General features: G+C 58.4%; 15 protein-coding genes. 9 read left to right on the top strand and 6 right to left on the bottom strand.

Annotated elements, in window-relative coordinates:
* Positions 1–19: 19 nt before the first annotated feature.
* The 4 genes from BOSE62_RS00775 to BOSE62_RS00760 all read right to left on the bottom strand — a co-directional run bounded on the left by BOSE62_RS00775 (position 20) and on the right by BOSE62_RS00760 (position 7,091).
* The gene (locus tag BOSE62_RS00775) at positions 20–472 is read right to left on the bottom strand and encodes an acyl-CoA thioesterase (RefSeq protein ID WP_159640449.1); all 453 of its coding nucleotides are present in this window, start codon (positions 470–472) and stop codon (positions 20–22) included.
* Complete coding sequence (locus BOSE62_RS00770) at positions 456–1,616, bottom strand: iron-containing alcohol dehydrogenase (RefSeq protein WP_159640446.1); 1,161 nt, start codon at positions 1,614–1,616, stop codon at positions 456–458. The genes BOSE62_RS00775 and BOSE62_RS00770 overlap by 17 nt, the downstream gene beginning before the upstream one ends.
* Positions 1,617–1,720: 104 nt before the next feature.
* Positions 1,721–4,258, bottom strand: coding sequence for a TonB-dependent receptor (locus BOSE62_RS00765; protein WP_236554129.1), 2,538 nt, complete (start codon positions 4,256–4,258; stop codon positions 1,721–1,723).
* A gap of 289 nt (positions 4,259–4,547) precedes the next feature.
* A complete protein-coding gene (locus BOSE62_RS00760; protein WP_159640443.1) occupies positions 4,548–7,091 on the bottom strand; it encodes a TonB-dependent receptor in 2,544 nt (847 codons plus the stop codon).
* Between the two features lie 255 nt (positions 7,092–7,346).
* On the opposite strand from BOSE62_RS00760, the gene gpmA reads away from it, so the two are divergent.
* On the top strand, positions 7,347–8,033 hold the full coding sequence (gpmA, locus tag BOSE62_RS00755; RefSeq protein WP_159640440.1) for a 2,3-diphosphoglycerate-dependent phosphoglycerate mutase: 687 nt from the start codon (positions 7,347–7,349) through the stop codon (positions 8,031–8,033).
* Between the two features lie 16 nt (positions 8,034–8,049).
* On the opposite strand, the gene BOSE62_RS00750 is transcribed toward gpmA, so the two are convergent.
* Entirely contained in the window at positions 8,050–8,538 is a 489-nt protein-coding gene (locus BOSE62_RS00750) for a GGDEF domain-containing protein (protein ID WP_159640437.1), read from the bottom strand.
* A gap of 340 nt (positions 8,539–8,878) precedes the next feature.
* Here BOSE62_RS00750 and purE point away from each other — a divergent pair, with 340 nt between their 5' ends.
* The 8 genes from purE to BOSE62_RS00710 all read left to right on the top strand — a co-directional run bounded on the left by purE (position 8,879) and on the right by BOSE62_RS00710 (position 17,481).
* A complete protein-coding gene (purE, locus tag BOSE62_RS00745; RefSeq protein ID WP_159640434.1) occupies positions 8,879–9,367 on the top strand; it encodes a 5-(carboxyamino)imidazole ribonucleotide mutase in 489 nt (162 codons plus the stop codon).
* 9 nt (positions 9,368–9,376) lie between these two features.
* Positions 9,377–10,447 carry a 5-(carboxyamino)imidazole ribonucleotide synthase gene (locus BOSE62_RS00740; protein ID WP_159640431.1) on the top strand — a complete coding sequence of 357 codons (1,071 nt, stop codon included), beginning with the start codon at positions 9,377–9,379 and terminating at the stop codon, positions 10,445–10,447.
* Positions 10,448–10,482: 35 nt separating this feature from the next.
* Positions 10,483–10,977, top strand: a complete 495-nt coding sequence (locus BOSE62_RS00735) for a dihydrofolate reductase (protein WP_159640428.1) — start codon at positions 10,483–10,485, stop codon at positions 10,975–10,977.
* The gene (locus BOSE62_RS00730) at positions 10,974–12,209 is read left to right on the top strand and encodes a dipeptidase (RefSeq protein ID WP_159640425.1); all 1,236 of its coding nucleotides are present in this window, start codon (positions 10,974–10,976) and stop codon (positions 12,207–12,209) included. The genes BOSE62_RS00735 and BOSE62_RS00730 overlap by 4 nt, the downstream gene beginning before the upstream one ends.
* 65 nt (positions 12,210–12,274) lie before the next feature.
* Positions 12,275–13,198 carry a bifunctional riboflavin kinase/FAD synthetase gene (locus BOSE62_RS00725; RefSeq protein WP_159640422.1) on the top strand — a complete coding sequence of 308 codons (924 nt, stop codon included), beginning with the start codon at positions 12,275–12,277 and terminating at the stop codon, positions 13,196–13,198.
* 166 nt (positions 13,199–13,364) lie between these two features.
* Entirely contained in the window at positions 13,365–16,325 is a 2,961-nt protein-coding gene (gene ileS, locus BOSE62_RS00720; protein ID WP_159640419.1) for an isoleucine--tRNA ligase, read from the top strand.
* Positions 16,326–16,484: 159 nt separating this feature from the next.
* The gene (gene lspA, locus BOSE62_RS00715; protein ID WP_159640416.1) at positions 16,485–16,988 is read left to right on the top strand and encodes a signal peptidase II; all 504 of its coding nucleotides are present in this window, start codon (positions 16,485–16,487) and stop codon (positions 16,986–16,988) included.
* 85 nt (positions 16,989–17,073) lie between these two features.
* The gene (locus tag BOSE62_RS00710) at positions 17,074–17,481 is read left to right on the top strand and encodes a DUF3035 domain-containing protein (RefSeq protein ID WP_159640413.1); all 408 of its coding nucleotides are present in this window, start codon (positions 17,074–17,076) and stop codon (positions 17,479–17,481) included.
* Positions 17,482–17,763: 282 nt separating this feature from the next.
* Here the strand turns inward: BOSE62_RS00710 and BOSE62_RS00705 are convergent, their stop codons facing one another.
* Positions 17,764–18,054, bottom strand: a complete 291-nt coding sequence (locus BOSE62_RS00705) for a DUF167 domain-containing protein (RefSeq protein WP_159640410.1) — start codon at positions 18,052–18,054, stop codon at positions 17,764–17,766.
* Positions 18,055–18,164 lie beyond the last annotated feature (110 nt).

The following is an 18,164-nucleotide window of genomic DNA, read 5'->3' as shown; positions in this document are numbered from 1 at the left end:
CAGCAATTTAATCGTCTGGTTAAACTTCTATCGCTTCCAGCGCCGAACGCAAGGGAGATGGAAGAGAAACTGGCCGGCGGGAACCGCGGTCGACATAGACGTGGGTGAAGCTGCCGGCCGCGGAGGCAATATTCTCTTCGCCGCGAAACAGGCCGACGCCATAAGTCACGCTGCTGTTGCCGAGACGGTCGACGCGAATCCGCGCCATGACCTCGTCGGGAAAGGCGATCGGCGCGAAATAGTCGCAGCTCGTATTGACCACCAGACCGATGGTCTCGCCACCGGTAATGTCGAGCGTGCCCTGCTCGACCAGATAGCGGTTTACCGCGGTGTCGAACCAGAAATAATAGATGGCGTTATTGACGTGGCCATAAGGATCATTGTCATTCCAGCGCGTGGTGATCGCCGAGCCGGTGCGATAGTCGCTGCGAACCGGCGGCTGCGCCCGGGGGCTTTTACCAAGCGGCATCATAGATCCTTTGCGCGTCAGCCAGCGTGACCTCTCTGGGATTATTGTCGAGCAGACGCGTCTGTAGCATTGCCGCTTCTGCCAGTCCGGTCGTCGCATCCTGTGCGATACCGATCTCGCGGAGCTTGCGCGGTGCCTGGACCTTGACCGCCAGAGCCTCAAGATAGTCGATCAATTGCTGCGCCCGCGCTTCGCTGCTGTTCTCGCAGCCGCGCGGCAGGTCGAGCGCATCGGCCAGCTCGGCATAGAGCGGCGCGGCGGCTTCCAGATTAAATTGCATGACAAAAGGCATGACCAACGCGTTGGAGAGGCCGTGCGGGATATGATAAATGCCGCCGAGCGGATAGGCGAGCGCGTGGATCGCGCCGACCGGACTGTTGGCAAAGGCCTGCCCAGCGAGCATCGAGCCGCGCAGCATCGCTTCGCGCGCCTGCATGTTATTTCCGTCGGAACAGGCGGTTTCGATATGCGTGGTGAGCAGTTTCAGCGCCTCGATCGCCAACATGTCGGAGACCGGGTTCTTGCCGTTTCGGCTGGTGTAGGATTCGACCGCGTGAACCATTGCATCGATGCCGGTCGCGGCGGTGACGCTGGCGGGGAGCCCGGTCGTCAGTGCCGGGTCGAGTAGCGCGACATCGGCAAAAAGATGCGGCGAGATGATGCCCGCCTTGGTGGTTTCGCCGGTGGTCAGGATCGAAATGGCGGTGACCTCCGATCCGGTGCCCGAAGTGGTCGGGATCAAGATGGTCGGCAGGCCCTTGCGCTCCAGCAGGCCGATGCCGTAGATATCGGAAAGCGGTTGCGCGCCATCCACCGCGAGCGCCGCAACCACCTTGGCGGTATCGAGCGAGCTGCCGCCACCCAGCCCGATGACGATATCCGCGCCCGCGGCTTTTGCCATTTCTACAGCCTGCAGAACAATCGCCTCCGGCGGGTCGGCGACCACCGCGTCAAATATCGCGACATCAAATCCGGCTTGCCGCAATGTCTGTTCAACCGGCGCGATCAGCCCCGCCTGGACGATACCCTTGTCTGTGACGATCATTGGCTTTGATGCGCGCAAGGCGGTGATCTGTCCGGGAAGTTCGGCGAGGCAGCCGTCACCGAAGTGGAGCACCGGTACAGTCTGGAAGAGAAAGTTTTTCATAATGGCAATCCTTTGCACCAATGGTGCAGCCGCGCAATAAAAAGGGGCCGGAAAACCGGCCCCTGTCCATCTGGTGACTGTTCGTCACCGATATTTCTGTCAGCCTAGAATTTGCCGCGCAAGGTCAGGCCGTAGCTGCGGGGTTCCTGAACGAAGGCCGAGCGCGAACCGGACCGGAGCACGGTATTGAACGTCACACCGCGCGTTATTTCGTTGGTCAGGTTGGTCACGAAGGCCTCAATGCCCCAAGTGTCTTCCTGGCTACCGATACCAGCGCGCAGATTGATCTTGATATTGCCATCCTGGGTGTCGAACGGAACCGGAATGTTCGCAGCGAGGTCGGCAGGATCAATGGCCTGGGTTGAAGTCCTGCGATCGCTTTCAAAACGCATCTGGGCATTGAGGAAATATTTCAGGTTGCTACCAATTTCATTGGTATAGGTAGCGCCAGCAATACCCACGAGATCCGGTGCGTTGGTCAGCGAATTGCCGCAAAGCGCGACAACGTTCGCCGCAGTCTGCGTACCGGCGCAATCGTCCGGATAATTGGCATCGGTGATCGTCAGAGCAGCGTTGACCGTGAAATGTTCGCTCGGACGGATCGTCGATTCGATTTCAACACCCTGTGTTTCCGCTTTCGGAACATTGAAGGTCTCAAACTGAGCCCCCGTGAATTCCAGAACCTGGAAGTTCTTGAATTCCTCACGGAAGGCAGCCACGTTCAATGTCACCGCATTGTCGAGGAATTTGGCTTTCAGTCCAATTTCATACGCGTTTACGGTTTCCGAAGCAAAGCGCGGATCGGCGCCGCCAGCCGCTGCTGTCGAGTCAAGGTTGAAGCCACCCGATTTATAACCATGGGTAAAGCTCGCATAGATATTGACCGGATCGGCAAAAGCATAAGAAACCTTGCCGGTGTAGATCAGTTCGTTGTCCTTGAACTTGCTATTAAACGTCCGAGGTGAAGGCAACACGGCGGCATATGGCGCATCGGCTGGCGAGGTGAAGGCAAAGCAACCCAGACCAAAGAATGCGTTCTGCAGAGCCGCAGGCAGGCCGCTCAAACCACCGCCGGGAGAAATCTGGCCGACAATTGCCGGGCAAACCGGGTTGTTGTTTCCGCCGCTAGCGAAGCTGCCATCCTTGCTTTCATCCGAATAGCGCAGACCAACGGTCAGCTCCAGGTCATCGGTAACTTCAAGCGTGTTGTGCGTGAAGATCGACCAGCTTTTGCTGTTTTGCGCATAGAGATTGGTGTTGGTGATCGTCGACGGGTCAAAGCCGGTGATGTTCTGAAGTGGAGTAGCGCCAAAGAAAATCGGGCTCAATGGGTTCAGGCTGGCACCGCCGGTTGCACCGGCAAGGATTGCTCCTACGAGCCCGTCATAATCTGCGCCAAGCGCGAAAGACACGTCCTGAGCGATATCTTCCTTGGAATAATATCCGCCCACGAGCCAGTTCAAAGCCCCGCCAAACGCTTCACCCTGAACGCGCAGTTCGTGGGTCATGGTTTCGATTGACGTGCCGTTGTTGGTCACATTGAAGACATCAAGACCGGAGAAATCGGAATCATAAGCTTCGACCGCATCATACTCACGATAGGAACCGATATAGATCAAGTCGACACTGTCACCCAAAGGCACTTCGATTTCACCGGTGATGCCCCATTGGTCAAATTTCGTCTGTGGAGCAAAACTGGCTGTCGCGATGCGGTTGTCGGCCGCGATTTCAGCATTTGTTGTGTCGAAAGGATCTGTCGGGACAACCGGCGCTGCCATGCCGCCACGGACACCCAGTCCCACGGCTGCGAACAGACCTGACGTTTCAAGTGGTGATTTCAGGACTTCGACGGCTGCACAGCAACCAGCGGTGCTCTTGGCATAATCGCCTATCAGACGGCCGCGGATGCCGCTGTCAGTTTCAAAACCGAGCTGCGCACGAACCAGATATTGGTCGGTGCCGTTCGATTCGCCGACTTTGGCACCGGTCTGGTCGACCACGGTCACATAACCATCACGCTCGCGATAAGCGCCGGTGACGCGGAGAGCGAGATAGTCTTTCATGATCGGCACATTCACTGCACCCTGAACGCTGTAGAGATCGCGATTGCCATAAGTGGCATTGGCGAAGCCGCCAAATTCGTTCAGATCGGGGCGGACATTGGTGATGTTCAACGCGCCGGCGGATGTGTTGCGACCGAACAGCGTACCCTGTGGGCCACGCAACACTTCGACGCGTTCGACGTCGACAAATTCGGAAAGCGCAACACCCGGACGGGACTGATAGGCACCGTCAATAAAAATACCGACAGCCGATTCAAAACCAATATTGTTGGATGTCGTACCGACACCGCGGATCCGCAGCACCACGGAACCCGACGCCAGCTGGGCGTTCGAGGTCGAGAAGCTGGAAGATACATTGGTGATCTGGCCAACATTGACGACTCCCTGGCGTTCCAGCTGGACCGGACTAACCGCGGTTACGGCGATGGGAATATCCTGAACATCTTCTGCGCGGCGGGTCGCCGTCACGATGATTACATTGTCGTCGAAGGTTTCGGCTTCCTGCGCTGCATCCTGCGCAAAAGCGGGGGTGGTCATGGCCGTGCTACACAGTGCGGCCATGAGGATTTTGTTGATCATTTTCACATTTACTCTCCCGTTATACTCGCTGCCGCGTCCGCCAATTTCCTGGGGGGATGGCTTGTTTTTCTCGGCAGCTGCGTTTGCGTCAGTCGATTAATTGATCCATTAAATCAAGCGGTGACGGACAGCCACAGACCGATTTCGCGAAAATCGTTGCAATTATGTAACAATCATAGCGGATCGACGCGACCGGAAGGCAGGATGAACGGCTCGGTGGCCAGGTGTAAGACCGAACAGGCCGGGCCCCCGCACATCGCTATCACGAAACGCCGGATATGCTGCAATCCTAGAACTGGCTGCGCAGGGTCAATCCGTAGCTGCGCGGTTCCTGGACGAAGACCGACTGCGAACCGGAGCGCAGAATCGTCGCAAAAGTGACGCCCCGCGTCACTTCGTTGGTCAGATTGGTCACAAAGGCCTCGATGCCCCAGCCCTTGTCCTGACTGCCGATACCCGCGCGCAGGTTGATCTTGATATTGCTGTCCTGGACGACAAACGGCAGCGGGGTTGCCGCGGCCAAATCCGTGGTATCAATGGCCTGGGTCGATGTCCGGCGATCACCTTCGAACCGGACCTGCCCGTTGAGGAAATATTCCAGATCGGTACCGATATCATTGCTGTAGGTAGCCCCGGCAATGCCGACAAAATCCGGCGCGTTGGTCAGCGAATTGCCACATAGCGCAACCACATTGGCTGTGGTCTGGCTACCGGCGCAATCTTCCGGATAATGGGCATCGGTATAGGTCAGCGCGGCGTTGACCGAGAAATGGTCACTGGGCCGCAACATCGTTTCGATCTCGACACCCTGAGAGACGGCTTTCGGGACATTGAAGGGCCGGAACTGCGTACCGATAAATTCCAGAATCTGGAAATTCGTGAACTGCTCCCGGAATGCCGCCAGGTTCAGCGTCACGCTGTCCTGCAGGAATTTTGCTTTCAGTCCCATTTCATAGGAATCAACTTCCTCCGACTGGAAGCGCGGATCGCTGCCCCCGGCGGTAGCGGTGGAATCAAGATTGAGTCCCCCCGATTTGTAGCCATGCGTGAAGCTGGCATAGATGTTGACCGGATCGGCAAATGCATAGGACAGTTTTCCGGTATAGATCAGTTCGCTGTCGCGGAACTTGCTGCTGAACGTGCGCGGTGTCGGCAGAACAGCTGCGAAGGGCGCATCGGCCGGAGCGGTCAGCGCGAAACAGCCGAAACCGAACAGCGCGTTCTGCAGGGAAGCCGGCAGTCCGCTCAGCGATCCGCCAGGAGAAATCTGCCCGACGATCGCCGGGCAAACGGAATTGCTGGTGCCGCCACTGGCAAAGCTGCCTTCCTTGCTTTCATCCGAATAGCGCAGGCCTATGGTCAGCTTGAGCCCGTCGGCCACTTCCAGCTCATTATGGGTGAAGATCGACCAGCTCTCGCTATTTTGCGCGTACAGATTGGTGTTTGTGACGGTGGCCGGATCGAAACCCGTGATATTCTGCAGCGGCGTCACCCCCAGGAAGACCGGACCGAGCGGATTCAGCGTAGCTCCGGCGGTTGCGCCCGCAAGCGTGGCACCAACCACCTGATCATAATCCTCGCCCAGTGCCAGCGACAGGCTCTGGTCAATATCCTCGCGGGAATAATATCCACCGACGAGCCAGTTCAGCGCGCCGTCGAACACATCGCCCTGAACCCGCAACTCATGGGTCATGGTGTCGATCGCGGTGCGATTGTTGGTCACGTTGAACAGATCGAGGTCCGAGAAATCATTGTCGTAAGCCTCGGTCGCATCATATTCGCGATAGGACCCGATATAGATCAGGTTTGCGCTGTCGCCGAGCGGTATTTCGATCTCGCCGGTGACACCCCATTGGTCAAAGCGCGTCTGAGGCGCAAAGCTGGCAGTGGAAATCAGATTGCCGGCAGCGATTTCCGCCGTGGTCGTATCGAACGGATTGACCGCGACGTCGGGCCCGGCCATGCCGCCACGCGGCCCCAGCCCGACAGCGGCGAACAGACCAGCGGTTTCGAGCGGTGATTGCAGCACTTCGATTGCAGCGCAGCAACCGGCCGTGCTCTTGGAATAGTCGGCGATCAGCCGTCCCTTGATCCCGCCATCGGTTCCAAAACCCAGCTGTCCGCGAACAAGATATTGGTCAGTGCCGTTTGAATCGCCGATCTTGCTGCCGCTGCCATCGACGACGGTTACAAATCCGTCGCGTTCCCGATAGGCACCGGTGACACGCAGCGCCAGTTGCCCCTCGACGACCGGAACATTGACCGCGCCCTGCACCCCCATCAGGTCACGATTGCCATAAGTCGCATTGGCAAAGCCGCCGAACGCATCCAGATCGGGCCGGACATTGATAATATTGAGGGCGCCGGCGGAGGTATTCCGGCCGAAAAGCGTTCCCTGCGGGCCGCGCAGAACCTCGACCCGCTCGACATCGACCAGCTCGGAAAGCGCGACACCCGGGCGCGACTGATAGGCGCCGTCGATGAAAATGCCGACCGCCGATTCAAACCCGATATTGTTGGACGTCGTGCCGACGCCGCGGATTCTCAAAACCACCGACCCGGAGGCAAGCTGGGCGTTGGAGACCGAATAGCTGGCGGAGACATTGGTTAGTTGCCCGACATTGACGACGCCCTGACGTTCGAGCTCCGTTGGATTGATCGCGGTAACGGCGAGCGGAATATTCTGGACATCCTGCGAACGGCGGGTCGCCGTCACGATAATGACATTGTCATCGAAGGTCTCGGCTTCCTGCGCATTATCCTGCGCGTAGGCAGGAGTCGTCAGGGCGGTGGCGCAAAGCGCTGCCGCAAGCAGTTTGTTCACTTCGTTCACTAATCTTCTCCAGTTTGAAGCACGGTCGTCATTTTTGATTGCACAGAGAGTTTGGGGGATGACTGTTTCCCGCTTACTCCCATTTCCTTGACATAAGTTTACGATTGGCGATCAATCTGCTGAAGGGGGCGGGACAAAAAAAGGGGGCAGCAGCATCTGCGCCATGCCAGCCTGATGATCTCTGCCCGAAATCGCTCTTGGCGACCTCCGTCATCGCCGCTAGAGGAAGGGGAAACATAAATTTAAGGACCTTCAATGCCCCAACTCATTCTGCTTCGCCACGGCCAGTCGCAATGGAATCTCGAAAACCGTTTCACCGGCTGGTGGGATGTCGATGTTACGGAAAAGGGCATTGAGGAAGCCAGAGCGGCTGGACAGCTGATGAAGGAACGCGGCATTGATCCGAATGCCTGTTTTACCAGCGTCCAGACCCGGGCGATCAAGACGCTCAATCTGGCGCTAGAGGAAATGGATCGCCTGTGGCTACCGGTGGAAAAAAACTATCGCCTGAACGAGCGCCATTATGGCGGTCTGACCGGTCTCAACAAACAGGAAACCCGCGACAAGCATGGCGACGAGCAGGTTCATATCTGGCGGCGCAGCTTTGACACGCCGCCACCACCCATGGCTTCGGACAGCCCCTATCAGATGTCGAGCGATCCGCGCTACAAGGGGATCGAGGTGCCTGCGACCGAAAGCCTGAAGGACACCATCGCGCGCGTTCTGCCTTACTGGAAAAGCCGGATCGCACCGGAATTGCAAAATGGCAAGAAAGTGCTGATCTCGGCTCATGGCAACAGCCTGCGCGCGCTGGTCAAGCATCTCTCGAAAATTCCGGATGACGAGATTACCGGTCTGGAAATTCCGACCGGCCAGCCGATCATCTATGAACTGGACGATGATCTGAACGAGATCGAGCGCTATTATCTTTCCGAACGATAGGCTGGCGGGGCGATGGTCACGCGCCTTGGCCCGGCTTGTCTTTTTCCCGGTACATCGCGGCATCGGCGCGGGACATAAGGCCGTCGGCCGTGTCCTTGGGCCCGACGAAACAATAGCCTATCGACGCACCAAGATGCAGCTTTCTTCCTTCATGGACGAGATTTTCCCGCGCCAGTTTCTGGAGTAGAAAGCCGATTTTGTCCGCGACCTGATCGCCGTTCATATTGTCGAGCAACAGGCCGAATTCATCGCCGCCAATTCGCGCGACCACGTCGGTTGTGCGAATATTGGATTTTAGTATTTTCGCAAGGCGCACCAGCAACGCATCCCCGGCAGCGTGGCCATATTCGTCGTTGATCGTCTTCAGCTTGTCGACATCAAGAAACAGCACAGCACAATTGTGTCCATATCGCCGGCTTCGCGCGACGCGATCCTCCAGGCTTTCCACAAATAGGCGACGATTTGAAAGCCCGGTGAGTACGTCGTTATAGGCGTGCTGCTTCATTTCAGCCAGCTGCCTCTGCAGAAAAACTATTTGCTGCTTCAATATATTACATTTTGCGCAATGTTGGTTACCGGATTCACGATGCTTTTGCATTTTATTTGATATCCCCAAATCCTGCTTCCATATATATTTATATCTATTTGCCAGCACAACCGGATTATTCGGACGACCAGCGGCAGATATCTTTTGTCGATATCCGGTTTTTCCTGCGCGGAATCATTGCGTCGCTCTCGCCAGGCGCCGGTGACAATGAAAATTGCTGACAACCATATGTGTCATTGCGTCTGCACGATTTCATGACTAAACCGCATTGCTTCCGTAGCATTTGTCAGGGACGAAAATGGCCGAAGCATCTCCTCCTGTTGGTATTATCATGGGCAGCCAGTCCGACTGGGCGACGATGAAGCTCGGCAGCGATATATTGGATCAGCTGCAGGTGCCCCATGAACAGAAGATCGTGTCGGCACACCGGACGCCCGGCCGGCTCGTTGACTATGCCACCTCGGCAGCGGATCGCGGACTCCAAGTGATTATCGCCGGCGCTGGCGGCGCCGCCCATCTGCCCGGCATGGTGGCCTCGATGACCCGGGTACCGGTGCTCGGCGTGCCTATCCAGTCGAAGGCTCTGAGCGGCATGGACAGCCTGCTCTCGATCGCGCAAATGCCTGCGGGTATCCCGGTCGGCACATTGGCGATCGGCGACGCGGGCGCGAAAAATGCGGCGTTGCTCGCAGCCGCCATTCTGGCCAATGGTGACCCGGCCCTGGCGCAGCGGCTGGATGCATGGCGCGCGGCCCAGACCGACGCCGTCGCCGACGAGCCGGAATAAGCAGACGCCATGAAGACACTCGCTCCCGGATCCACCATCGGTATATTGGGCGGCGGCCAGCTCGGCCGGATGCTGAGCGTAGCGGCAGCCCAGCTCGGCTATCGCTGCCATATCTATGCGCCCAATGCCGATAGCGTGGCAGCGGAAGTCTCGGCCGAGTTCACCTGCGCCGAGGACGACGATGTGGCATCCCTCACCCGCTTTGCCGAAGCCTGCGACGTGCTCACCTTCGAATTTGAGAATGTTCCGGTGGACCCGCTCCACCAGATAGAAGACTGCGCCCCATTGCACCCGCCGATCGCGGCACTGGATATCGCGCAGAACCGGGTTGCGGAGAAAAATTTCGCCCGCGACCATGGCGGCACAACGGCGCCTTTTGCCGAAGTGACCGACCGGGACGGGTTGGACAAGGCGATTGCCGAAATCGGCGCACCGGCGATCCTCAAGACAATCCGCATGGGCTATGACGGCAAGGGCCAGTCGCGGATCCGGCCCGGCGAGGATCTTGACCAGCATTGGGAAGCCGTGGCGCAGCAACCCTGCGTCGCCGAGGGCTTTGTCACCTTCGACCATGAATTTTCGGTGATATTGGTGCGCGCCCGGGATGGCGAGATCCGCTTCTGGGATACGCCGCACAATATCCATGTCGACGGCATATTGTCGGTTTCCAGCGCACCCGCTCCAACAGAGATTTTGGCACAGCAGGACGACGCCCGCGCGCTCGCCGCCAAAATGGCCGAGGCGATGGATTATGTCGGCGTGCTGACCTGCGAATTTTTCGCTACCCAGGATGGTCCCGTCTTCAATGAAATGGCGCCACGCGTCCACAACAGCGGCCACTGGACGATCGAGGGTGCGGTCACCAGCCAGTTTGAAAATCACATAAGGGCGATTTGCGGATTGCCGCTGGGCGACACCGGACTGGCGGCGGCAAAGGTCGAGATGCACAATCTGATCGGCGCGCAAGCCGACGATTGGCAAAACCTGCTATCCGATGGTGCAAACCATCTTCATCTCTACGGCAAGGGCGAGAGCCGGCCGGGTCGCAAAATGGGGCATGTCACCAAATTATATTTCTAATTTGCAGTGCGCCGGAACTGCGCTAGGCATCGCGCATGAATCATCCTGAAATCATCCTCTTTCTTGCCCGCGCCGACAATGGAGTGATCGGCGATGGCGACCGCATTCCATGGCGTTTGCCGGAAGACCAGCGGCGTTTCAAAACGATGACCATGGGCAAGCCGATGATCATGGGCCGCAAGACTTTTGACAGCCTGCCCGGACTGTTGCCCGGACGGCGCCATATCGTCATCACCCGGGACCCGGAATGGGAGGCCGATGACGCGGAAATCGCGGACAGTGTGGAAAGCGCGCTGAAAATCGCCAATTCACCGCATATAGCGGTGATCGGCGGCGCGGAAATCTACAAGGCCTTTCTTGACCGCGCAGACCGGATCGAACTGACTGAAGTGCATAGCGAGCCAAGGGGCGACATCAGCATACCAGCCTTTGACGATAATATCTGGGAAGAAGTGGCGCGCGAGGATCATGCCCCAAAAAATGAAAGGCCCGGCTTCAGCTTCGTCACCCTGAAGCGAAAACTTCCATGAAGAAATTCGCGCTGGCACTTCTGAGTATCGTCGTGATTGCTATCGTCGCCTTTCTGATTTTCGCGCCGGCCGAGTTCGAGAAGCAGACCAATATGGTCGACGGAAAGCCGCTACCGGCGATCCGCCCCGAGGCGCAGAAATTGCACGACAGCCTGATGATCGTCGATCTGCACGGCGACACCTTGCTGTGGAAGCGCAAGATTACCGACAGCGTCGATCGTGGCCATATCGATCTCGACCGGCTGCAGGCGGGCAATATCGGGCTGCAGATTTTCTCCAGCGTGACCAAGACGCCCAAGGGCCAGAATTACGACAGCAACAGCGGCGATACGGATAATATCACCCTGCTGGCGATCACCCAGATGCAGCCGGTGCGGACCTGGTTCTCGCTGCTCGAGCGGCAACTCTATCATGCGCAGAAGCTGGACCGCGCGGTGGCCGTGTCGGCGGGCGCGATGATGCCGATCAGCCAGCCTGGCCATCTTGACACGCTCGCGGCTGCGCGGAATCAATCAGACGGCCCGATTGGTGTATTATTCTCCGCCGAAGGCCTGCAGACGCTGGAGGGCGAGCGGGCCAATCTGGAGAAACTCTATGCCGCGGGCATGCGCATGGCGGGGCTGGTGCATTTTTTCGACAACGAGCTGGCCGGATCGATGCATGGCATGGAAAAAGGCGGGCTTACCGATTTTGGCCGGACCATTGTCCGCGACATGGAAGACATGGGCATGATCGTCGATATCGCCCATAGCAGCCACGCGACCGTTGCCGACATTCTAAAGATGGCGCGGCGTCCTGTGGTCTCCAGCCATGGCGGTGTTCAGGCGGTGTGCGGGGTCAACCGCAATCTGACCGACGCAGAGATCAGGGGCGTGGCCGCGACCGGCGGGATCATTGGTCTGGGCTATTGGGACGGCGCGATGTGTGACACCAATCCCGCAACCGTGGCGAAAGCGGCGAAACATGTCCGCGATCTGGTCGGCATCGAGCATGTCGCGCTGGGCAGCGATTTTGACGGCGCGGTGACGACGCGCTTTGATACCAGCGGAGTGGTTCAGATCACCCAGGCGCTGATGGACGCCGGCTTCAGCGAAGCGGAAATCCGGGCGGTGATGGGGCTGAATGCGTTGCGGGTGATCAAGGCTGGACTGGTGCCATTGTCGAAGACCGCAGCCCCGGCGCAGGCCGGGGTCCAGCCCGGTGGTAATACCCGCACTTCGCGTGCGGGTTAGGCGTCAGCCTTCACTGACATGACGAATTTGTTGAATGATACGCAAAATCCCGCAATAGCGATTCGATGATCAGACTGAACGGAAAAGACCGGATCGAAGGCGAGCTGCGCGGGGCGATCATTGCGCTGGGCAATTTCGACGGCTTTCATTTCGGCCATCAGGCAGTCGCCGGCAAGGCGCTGAACTGGGCGCGGGACGAAGGTCGTCCGGCGATCATTGCGACTTTTGATCCGCATCCGGTGCGCTTTTTCAAGCCCGATGTGGCTCCCTTCCGGCTGACCAGTCTCGATCAGCGCCAGCGGCTGTTCGCCGATGCGGGCGCGAGTGCGATGCTGGTCTTCGCATTTGACGCGGGTCTGGCAGCCACCACGGCAGAGGATTTCATCGCCAAGCTGCTGGTCGAGCGCTTTGGCGCAGCCGGTGTGGTTACCGGCGCTGACTTCACCTTTGGCAAGGGCGCGAAGGGCAATATCGACGTATTACGCGAAGTCGGCGCTGAGCACGGGCTGAAAAGCGAAGCGGTCAGCGCGGTCAGCGACAGCGACGACATTATCTCCTCCAGCCGCATCCGCGCGGCGCTGAAAGAGGGCCATTGCGAGGAAGCGAACCGGCTGCTCACCCGCCCGTTTGCGATACGGGGCGAGGTCATCCACGGCGACAAGAATGGCCGGATATTGGGCTATCCGACCGCCAATATCGATATCGGTCAATATCTGCGTCCTAAATATGGCATCTATGCGGTCAAGGGCCGCCTGCCCGATGGCCGCGTGCTGAACGGCGCGGCCAATCTGGGCATACGCCCCAGCTTCGACCCGCCCAAGGAATTGCTCGAGCCTTTTTTCTTTGATTTCAGCGAAGATCTTTATGGCCAGACGATCGAGGTCGAACTGCACCATTTCCTGCGCGGCGAGCAGAAGTTCGATGATCTCGACGCGCTGAAGGTCCAGATGGAAAAGGATTGCGAGCGGGCGAGAGCGTTGCTGGCGTGAGCCACCGTTCGTCATTGCAAGCGCAGCGAAGCAATCCGTAACGCCACTCCCCCGCACTGGATTGCCACGGGCTTTCAGCCCTCGCAATGACGGGTAGATTGCAGGGCTCGCGCGTGGCACAAATCCCGCTTGCACCCAAGGCCCGCGTCCCCTAATCCCCGCGATCATGACCGATCCCAAAGCAGATTATAAAGACACGGTTTTCCTGCCGAAAACCGATTTCCCGATGAAGGCTGGCCTTGCGAACAAGGAACCGGCGATATTGGAGCGCTGGCAGAAAATTGGTCTCTATGAAAAGCTGCGCGAAGCCCGCGCCGGCCGCGAGAAATTCATCCTGCATGACGGCCCGCCTTACGCCAATGGCAATATCCATATCGGCCATAGCCTCAACAAGACGCTGAAGGATCTGGTTGTCCGCTCGCAGAGTCTGCTCGGCAAGGACGCGCCTTATGTACCGGGGTGGGATTGTCACGGCCTGCCGATCGAGTGGAAGATCGAGGAACAATATCGCAAGAAAAAGCGCAACAAGGACGAGGTCCCGGCCAGCGAATTCCGCGCCGAATGCCGCGAATATGCGGACAAATGGGTCGATGTGCAGCGCGAGGAGTTCAAACGGCTCGGCGTGATGGGCCAGTGGGACAAGCCCTATCTGACGATGGACTATGACGCCGAGGCGGCGATTGTTACCGAATTGCTGAAATTCGCCGAAGCCGGCCAGCTTTATCGCGGCGCCAAGCCGGTGATGTGGTCGCCGGTCGAGAAAACCGCGCTGGCCGAGGCCGAGGTGGAATATGAGGATATTGTCTCGACCCAGATTGATGTGGCGTTCGAGATTGTCGAGGCGCCGAATGCGCCGGAGCTGGTCGGCGCACATGCGGTGATCTGGACGACGACGCCTTGGACGATTCCGGTTAATCAGGCTTTGGCTTACGGGGCGGATATCCAATACGCACTTCTTCATTTTCAAGATCGAAAGCTGCTAATTTGCGCAGATCAGATAACAGAAGTATTCCTTCGAATTTCTAGCCAAAAAGACGGCAATCTCTACGAACCGAAAGATGAGGTACCTGACCCCAATGACTGGAGTTGGGGCCAAGATCCTAAATTGTACAGTGGCTCCCAACTCGCCGGAGCCACCGCCAAACACCCGATGGCCGACAGGTTCCCGGACAGCGAATTCTATACCAAACCGCGCCCGTTCCTCGATGGTTCGCATTTTGTCACCACCGATGCGGGTACGGGACTCGTCCATATGTCGCCCGACCATGGTGAGGATGATTTCGATCTGTGCAAGGCTAATGGCATCAATCCGGTATTCGCGGTCGATGCCGATGGCGTCTATCGCGACGACTGGGAATGGCTGCCACGCGGCGACGAGCGCGCCGGCGGAGTGATCAACAAGAATTTCAACGGTCCGGACGGACCGATCTGTTCGGACCTGCGCGAGGCGGGCGCGCTGCTCTCGGCCAGCGCCGATTTCAAGCATAGCTATCCGCACAGCTGGCGTTCGAAAGCGAAGATTATTTACCGCTGCACACCGCAATGGTTTGTGCCGATGGATGCGCCGCTTACGGCCCCTCCACCGCCTGCGGCGGTCCCCCTCCCCACGCCTTCGGCGCAGGGAGGAAATGGGGAAGCATCCTCCCTGGCGCGCAGCGACGGGGAGGGGGACCATGCGCAGCATGGTGGAGGGGCCACCCTCCGCGATGTCGCGCTCGACGAGATCCGCAACAAGGTCCGCTTCGTGCCGGAACGCGGGCGGCGCCGTCTCGAATCGATGGTCGAGGGCCGTCCCGACTGGGTGCTCTCCCGTCAGCGCGCCTGGGGCGTGCCGATTGCGCTTTATGTCGACCGCAAGAGCGGCGAATATCTCAACGATCCCGCCGTAAACGCGCGGATCATCGCAGCGTTCAAGACCGGCGGAGCCGATGCCTGGTTCAACGCCGATCATCAAGATTTTCTCGGCAACGCATATGCGCTCGACGATTATGAGGTGATCACCGATATTCTCGACGTCTGGTTCGACAGCGGCTGCACCCATGCGTTCGTGCTGGAAAGCGGCAAATGGCCGGAGCAGCAGAGCCCGGCCGATCTCTATCTGGAAGGCAGCGATCAGCATCGCGGCTGGTTCCAGTCGAGCCTGCTGGAAAGCTGCGGCACCAGAGGCCGCGCGCCCTACGAGGCGGTGCTGACCCACGGCATGACGCTGGACAAGAATGGCAAGAAAATGTCGAAGTCGCTCGGCAACACGCTTGATCCGAAGAAGATCATCGATGTGCAGGGCGCGGATATCTTGCGGCTGTGGGCGGCGAGCGTCGATTTTACCGAGGATCACCGGATCGGCGATGAAATCCTGAAAGGGGTTTCGGACAGCTACCGGAAGCTGCGCAACACCTTCCGCTATATGCTCGGCGGTCTTGGCGACTTTACCGATGCCGAGCGCGTGGCGGTGGCCGACATGCCGGAGCTGGAACGCTATATCCTGCACCGGCTGGCCGAGGTCGATGCGGAGCTGAAGCAGCACGTCAACGACTTTGCTTTCGGTCCCTATATGCGGACATTGAACGCCTTTGCGCAGGAGGATCTCAGCGCCTTCTTCTTCGATATCCGCAAGGATTGTCTCTATTGCGACGCGCCGGATGATCCGAAGCGCATGGCCTATCGCACGGTGATGGACATTTTATTCCACGCGTTGACGCGCTATATCGCGCCGGTGCTGGTGTTTACCGCTGAGGAAATCTGGCAGAGCCGGTTCCCGGATGAGAATGACTCGATCCATTTGAAGATATGGCCCGAGGTGGATGCCGGGTGGATGGACGGCGATCTGGCTGGAAAATGGCAGACCATCCGCGATGCCCGTGAAAAAGTGACCGAGGCGATTGAACCATTGCGACGGGAAAAGACCATTCGGTCAAGCCTGGAAGCAGAGATTGCCTATCCAATGGCCGACCTGCCGATCAGCACCGAAGAATTTGCCGAGCTGGCGATTGTTGCGGATGTCACAAATGGTGCGGAAATCGCCGTCACCAAGACCGACAACCACAAATGTGGCCGCTGCTGGCGGTTGCTGCCGGAAGTAGAAGAAGACGGCGCGCTGTGCGACCGTTGTGCGGAGGTGTTGGCGTGATCGCTGCTCTCTCGCTCGTCATCCTGAAGCGGAAGCTCGTCATCCTGAACTCGTTTCAGGATCTCCCGCGGCAGAGCGCCAAGCCCGGCGGGATCCTGAAACAAGTTCAGAATGACGACGCCCTCTCTCACCATTGCGCTGCTCGGAACGGAATTTGATATGACCGATAGCAAGCAAGTCAAATACTACCGCCGCATCGGCCTGGTCATCGCCTTTCTGATCTTCATCCTCGATCAGGCGAGCAAATTTGTCGTGATGCAATTGCTGCAGCTGCCGTCCAGAGGCCAGATCGAACTGATCCCCTTTTTCAACCTGACCTGGGCGGAAAATTACGGGGTGTCGATGGGATTTCTGACGGCGTCGTCCGAATTCCAGCGCTGGGCCCTGGTCGCGCTGACCGGACTGATCGGTTTTGCGGTCTTCATCTGGATGAACCGCGAAAAGGCAAAATGGGACATTATCGCTTTGTCCATGGTGCTCGGCGGGGCGTTGGGCAATATCGTCGACCGCGCGCGGCTCGGTTATGTCGCCGACTTTGCCGATCTGCATATCGGGGATTTCCGGCCGTTTCTGATTTTCAATCTTGCCGACGCCTCTATCAGCATCGGTGTGGTGATCCTGCTTGCACGCGCGCTGTTAATCCGCGAAAAGAAGGCCGAGTGAAAAGACGACGTTCAGCTTGACGAAAGTTGACCTGTGACAGGAGCGCGCTATCAGGCTCCGTAAGAGATTTTTGAGGGACAATAAAATGCGTAAATCGACCGTCGCCATCAGCCTTGTTTCGCTGGCCAGCCTGACCGCCTGCGGTTCAAGCGGGCTGTTCGACCGCGAGCGGCCGGATGAATTCGCAGTTTCGCGCCAGCCACCGCTGGTCATTCCGCCCGATTTCACGCTCACCCCGCCCCAGCCAGGCCAGCCGCGCCCGCAAACCGGTGGTTTGCAGCAACAGACGCTGGAAGCCCTGTTCGGCGGGCCACAGGCGCGCAGCGTGACCGAAAATGCGGTTGTTGGCCTGGCCGGTGAGTCCGATGCCGGGATTCGTTCTTCGGTCGGCGATCCGGACACTTATACCGTTGACAAGGGCAGCGTCACCCGCGACATCATCGCCGCTCCCGAAGGCGACGGCCAGAACGCCCAGGCCGCTACGCCGGATTGATGTTGGTGCTCCGCCCTTGAGGCGGAGCTTTTTGACGACCTGTCACGCTTTATAATACAGGGCTCCGCATCAAGTGCGGAGCACAGTGGTGAAGTGATTGTTCCCCTGCGCAGGCAGGGGTCCACCTGTCGCCCTACCGACTACATATCCGGGCAGCGAAAACAGCGCGCTGCTGACTCGCGCGCTTGAACGCTCCATCCGTTGTCATGACCTAGAATTCAGGAGATGGGCCCCTGCCTTCGCAGGGGCACACCGCCCTCTCCCGTAAAGGAGAGGAAATGTTCAACCAGGAACCGAGATTACCTTCGTTCTTGCATTGCCGCCCCGCACAATCTCCAGCGATGTCCTGGGCAGCCCGAGCGCTTTTGACAGCAGTCTCAACACGGCGGCGTTGGCCTTGCCATTCTCCGGCGTAGCGGTGACGCGGACCAGCAGCACGCCGGCGGGCCCCGTTGCGCCCGGCAGGCTGATGCTATTCTCACTTGCATTGGGCGTGACTTTCACCGTCAGTTCGCCACTCTCTATGAACGAGAACATCTCGGACCGGGGCGGGAATGATGTCTTTCTTGCCATTGTCTAACTATTTCCCTTCTCCCATGAGCGAGAAGGATAGGGAGCCTTATGCGCGAAGTGGATTAGGCGGACTTGGATGAGGGTGTTTTTCAATCTGAAGCGCAATACAC

The sequence above is a fragment of the Sphingorhabdus sp. 109 genome (assembly GCF_902506555.1).
Lineage (GTDB): Bacteria > Pseudomonadota > Alphaproteobacteria > Sphingomonadales > Sphingomonadaceae > Parasphingorhabdus.
This window is presented reverse-complemented; position numbering and strand designations above follow the sequence as displayed.

Coding starts and splice junctions, on each gene's coding strand:
- BOSE62_RS00775 (WP_159640449.1), bottom strand. CDS start 472: ATGATGCCGCTTGGTAAAAGCCCCCGGGCGCAGCCGCCGGTTCGCAGC.
- BOSE62_RS00770 (WP_159640446.1), bottom strand. CDS start 1,616: ATGAAAAACTTTCTCTTCCAGACTGTACCGGTGCTCCACTTCGGTGAC.
- BOSE62_RS00765 (WP_236554129.1), bottom strand. CDS start 4,258: ATGATCAACAAAATCCTCATGGCCGCACTGTGTAGCACGGCCATGACC.
- gpmA (WP_159640440.1), top strand. CDS start 7,347: ATGCCCCAACTCATTCTGCTTCGCCACGGCCAGTCGCAATGGAATCTC.
- BOSE62_RS00750 (WP_159640437.1), bottom strand. CDS start 8,538: ATGAAGCAGCACGCCTATAACGACGTACTCACCGGGCTTTCAAATCGT.
- purE (WP_159640434.1), top strand. CDS start 8,879: ATGGCCGAAGCATCTCCTCCTGTTGGTATTATCATGGGCAGCCAGTCC.
- BOSE62_RS00740 (WP_159640431.1), top strand. CDS start 9,377: ATGAAGACACTCGCTCCCGGATCCACCATCGGTATATTGGGCGGCGGC.
- BOSE62_RS00735 (WP_159640428.1), top strand. CDS start 10,483: ATGAATCATCCTGAAATCATCCTCTTTCTTGCCCGCGCCGACAATGGA.
- BOSE62_RS00730 (WP_159640425.1), top strand. CDS start 10,974: ATGAAGAAATTCGCGCTGGCACTTCTGAGTATCGTCGTGATTGCTATC.
- BOSE62_RS00725 (WP_159640422.1), top strand. CDS start 12,275: ATGATCAGACTGAACGGAAAAGACCGGATCGAAGGCGAGCTGCGCGGG.
- ileS (WP_159640419.1), top strand. CDS start 13,365: ATGACCGATCCCAAAGCAGATTATAAAGACACGGTTTTCCTGCCGAAA.
- lspA (WP_159640416.1), top strand. CDS start 16,485: ATGACCGATAGCAAGCAAGTCAAATACTACCGCCGCATCGGCCTGGTC.
- BOSE62_RS00710 (WP_159640413.1), top strand. CDS start 17,074: ATGCGTAAATCGACCGTCGCCATCAGCCTTGTTTCGCTGGCCAGCCTG.
- BOSE62_RS00705 (WP_159640410.1), bottom strand. CDS start 18,054: ATGGCAAGAAAGACATCATTCCCGCCCCGGTCCGAGATGTTCTCGTTC.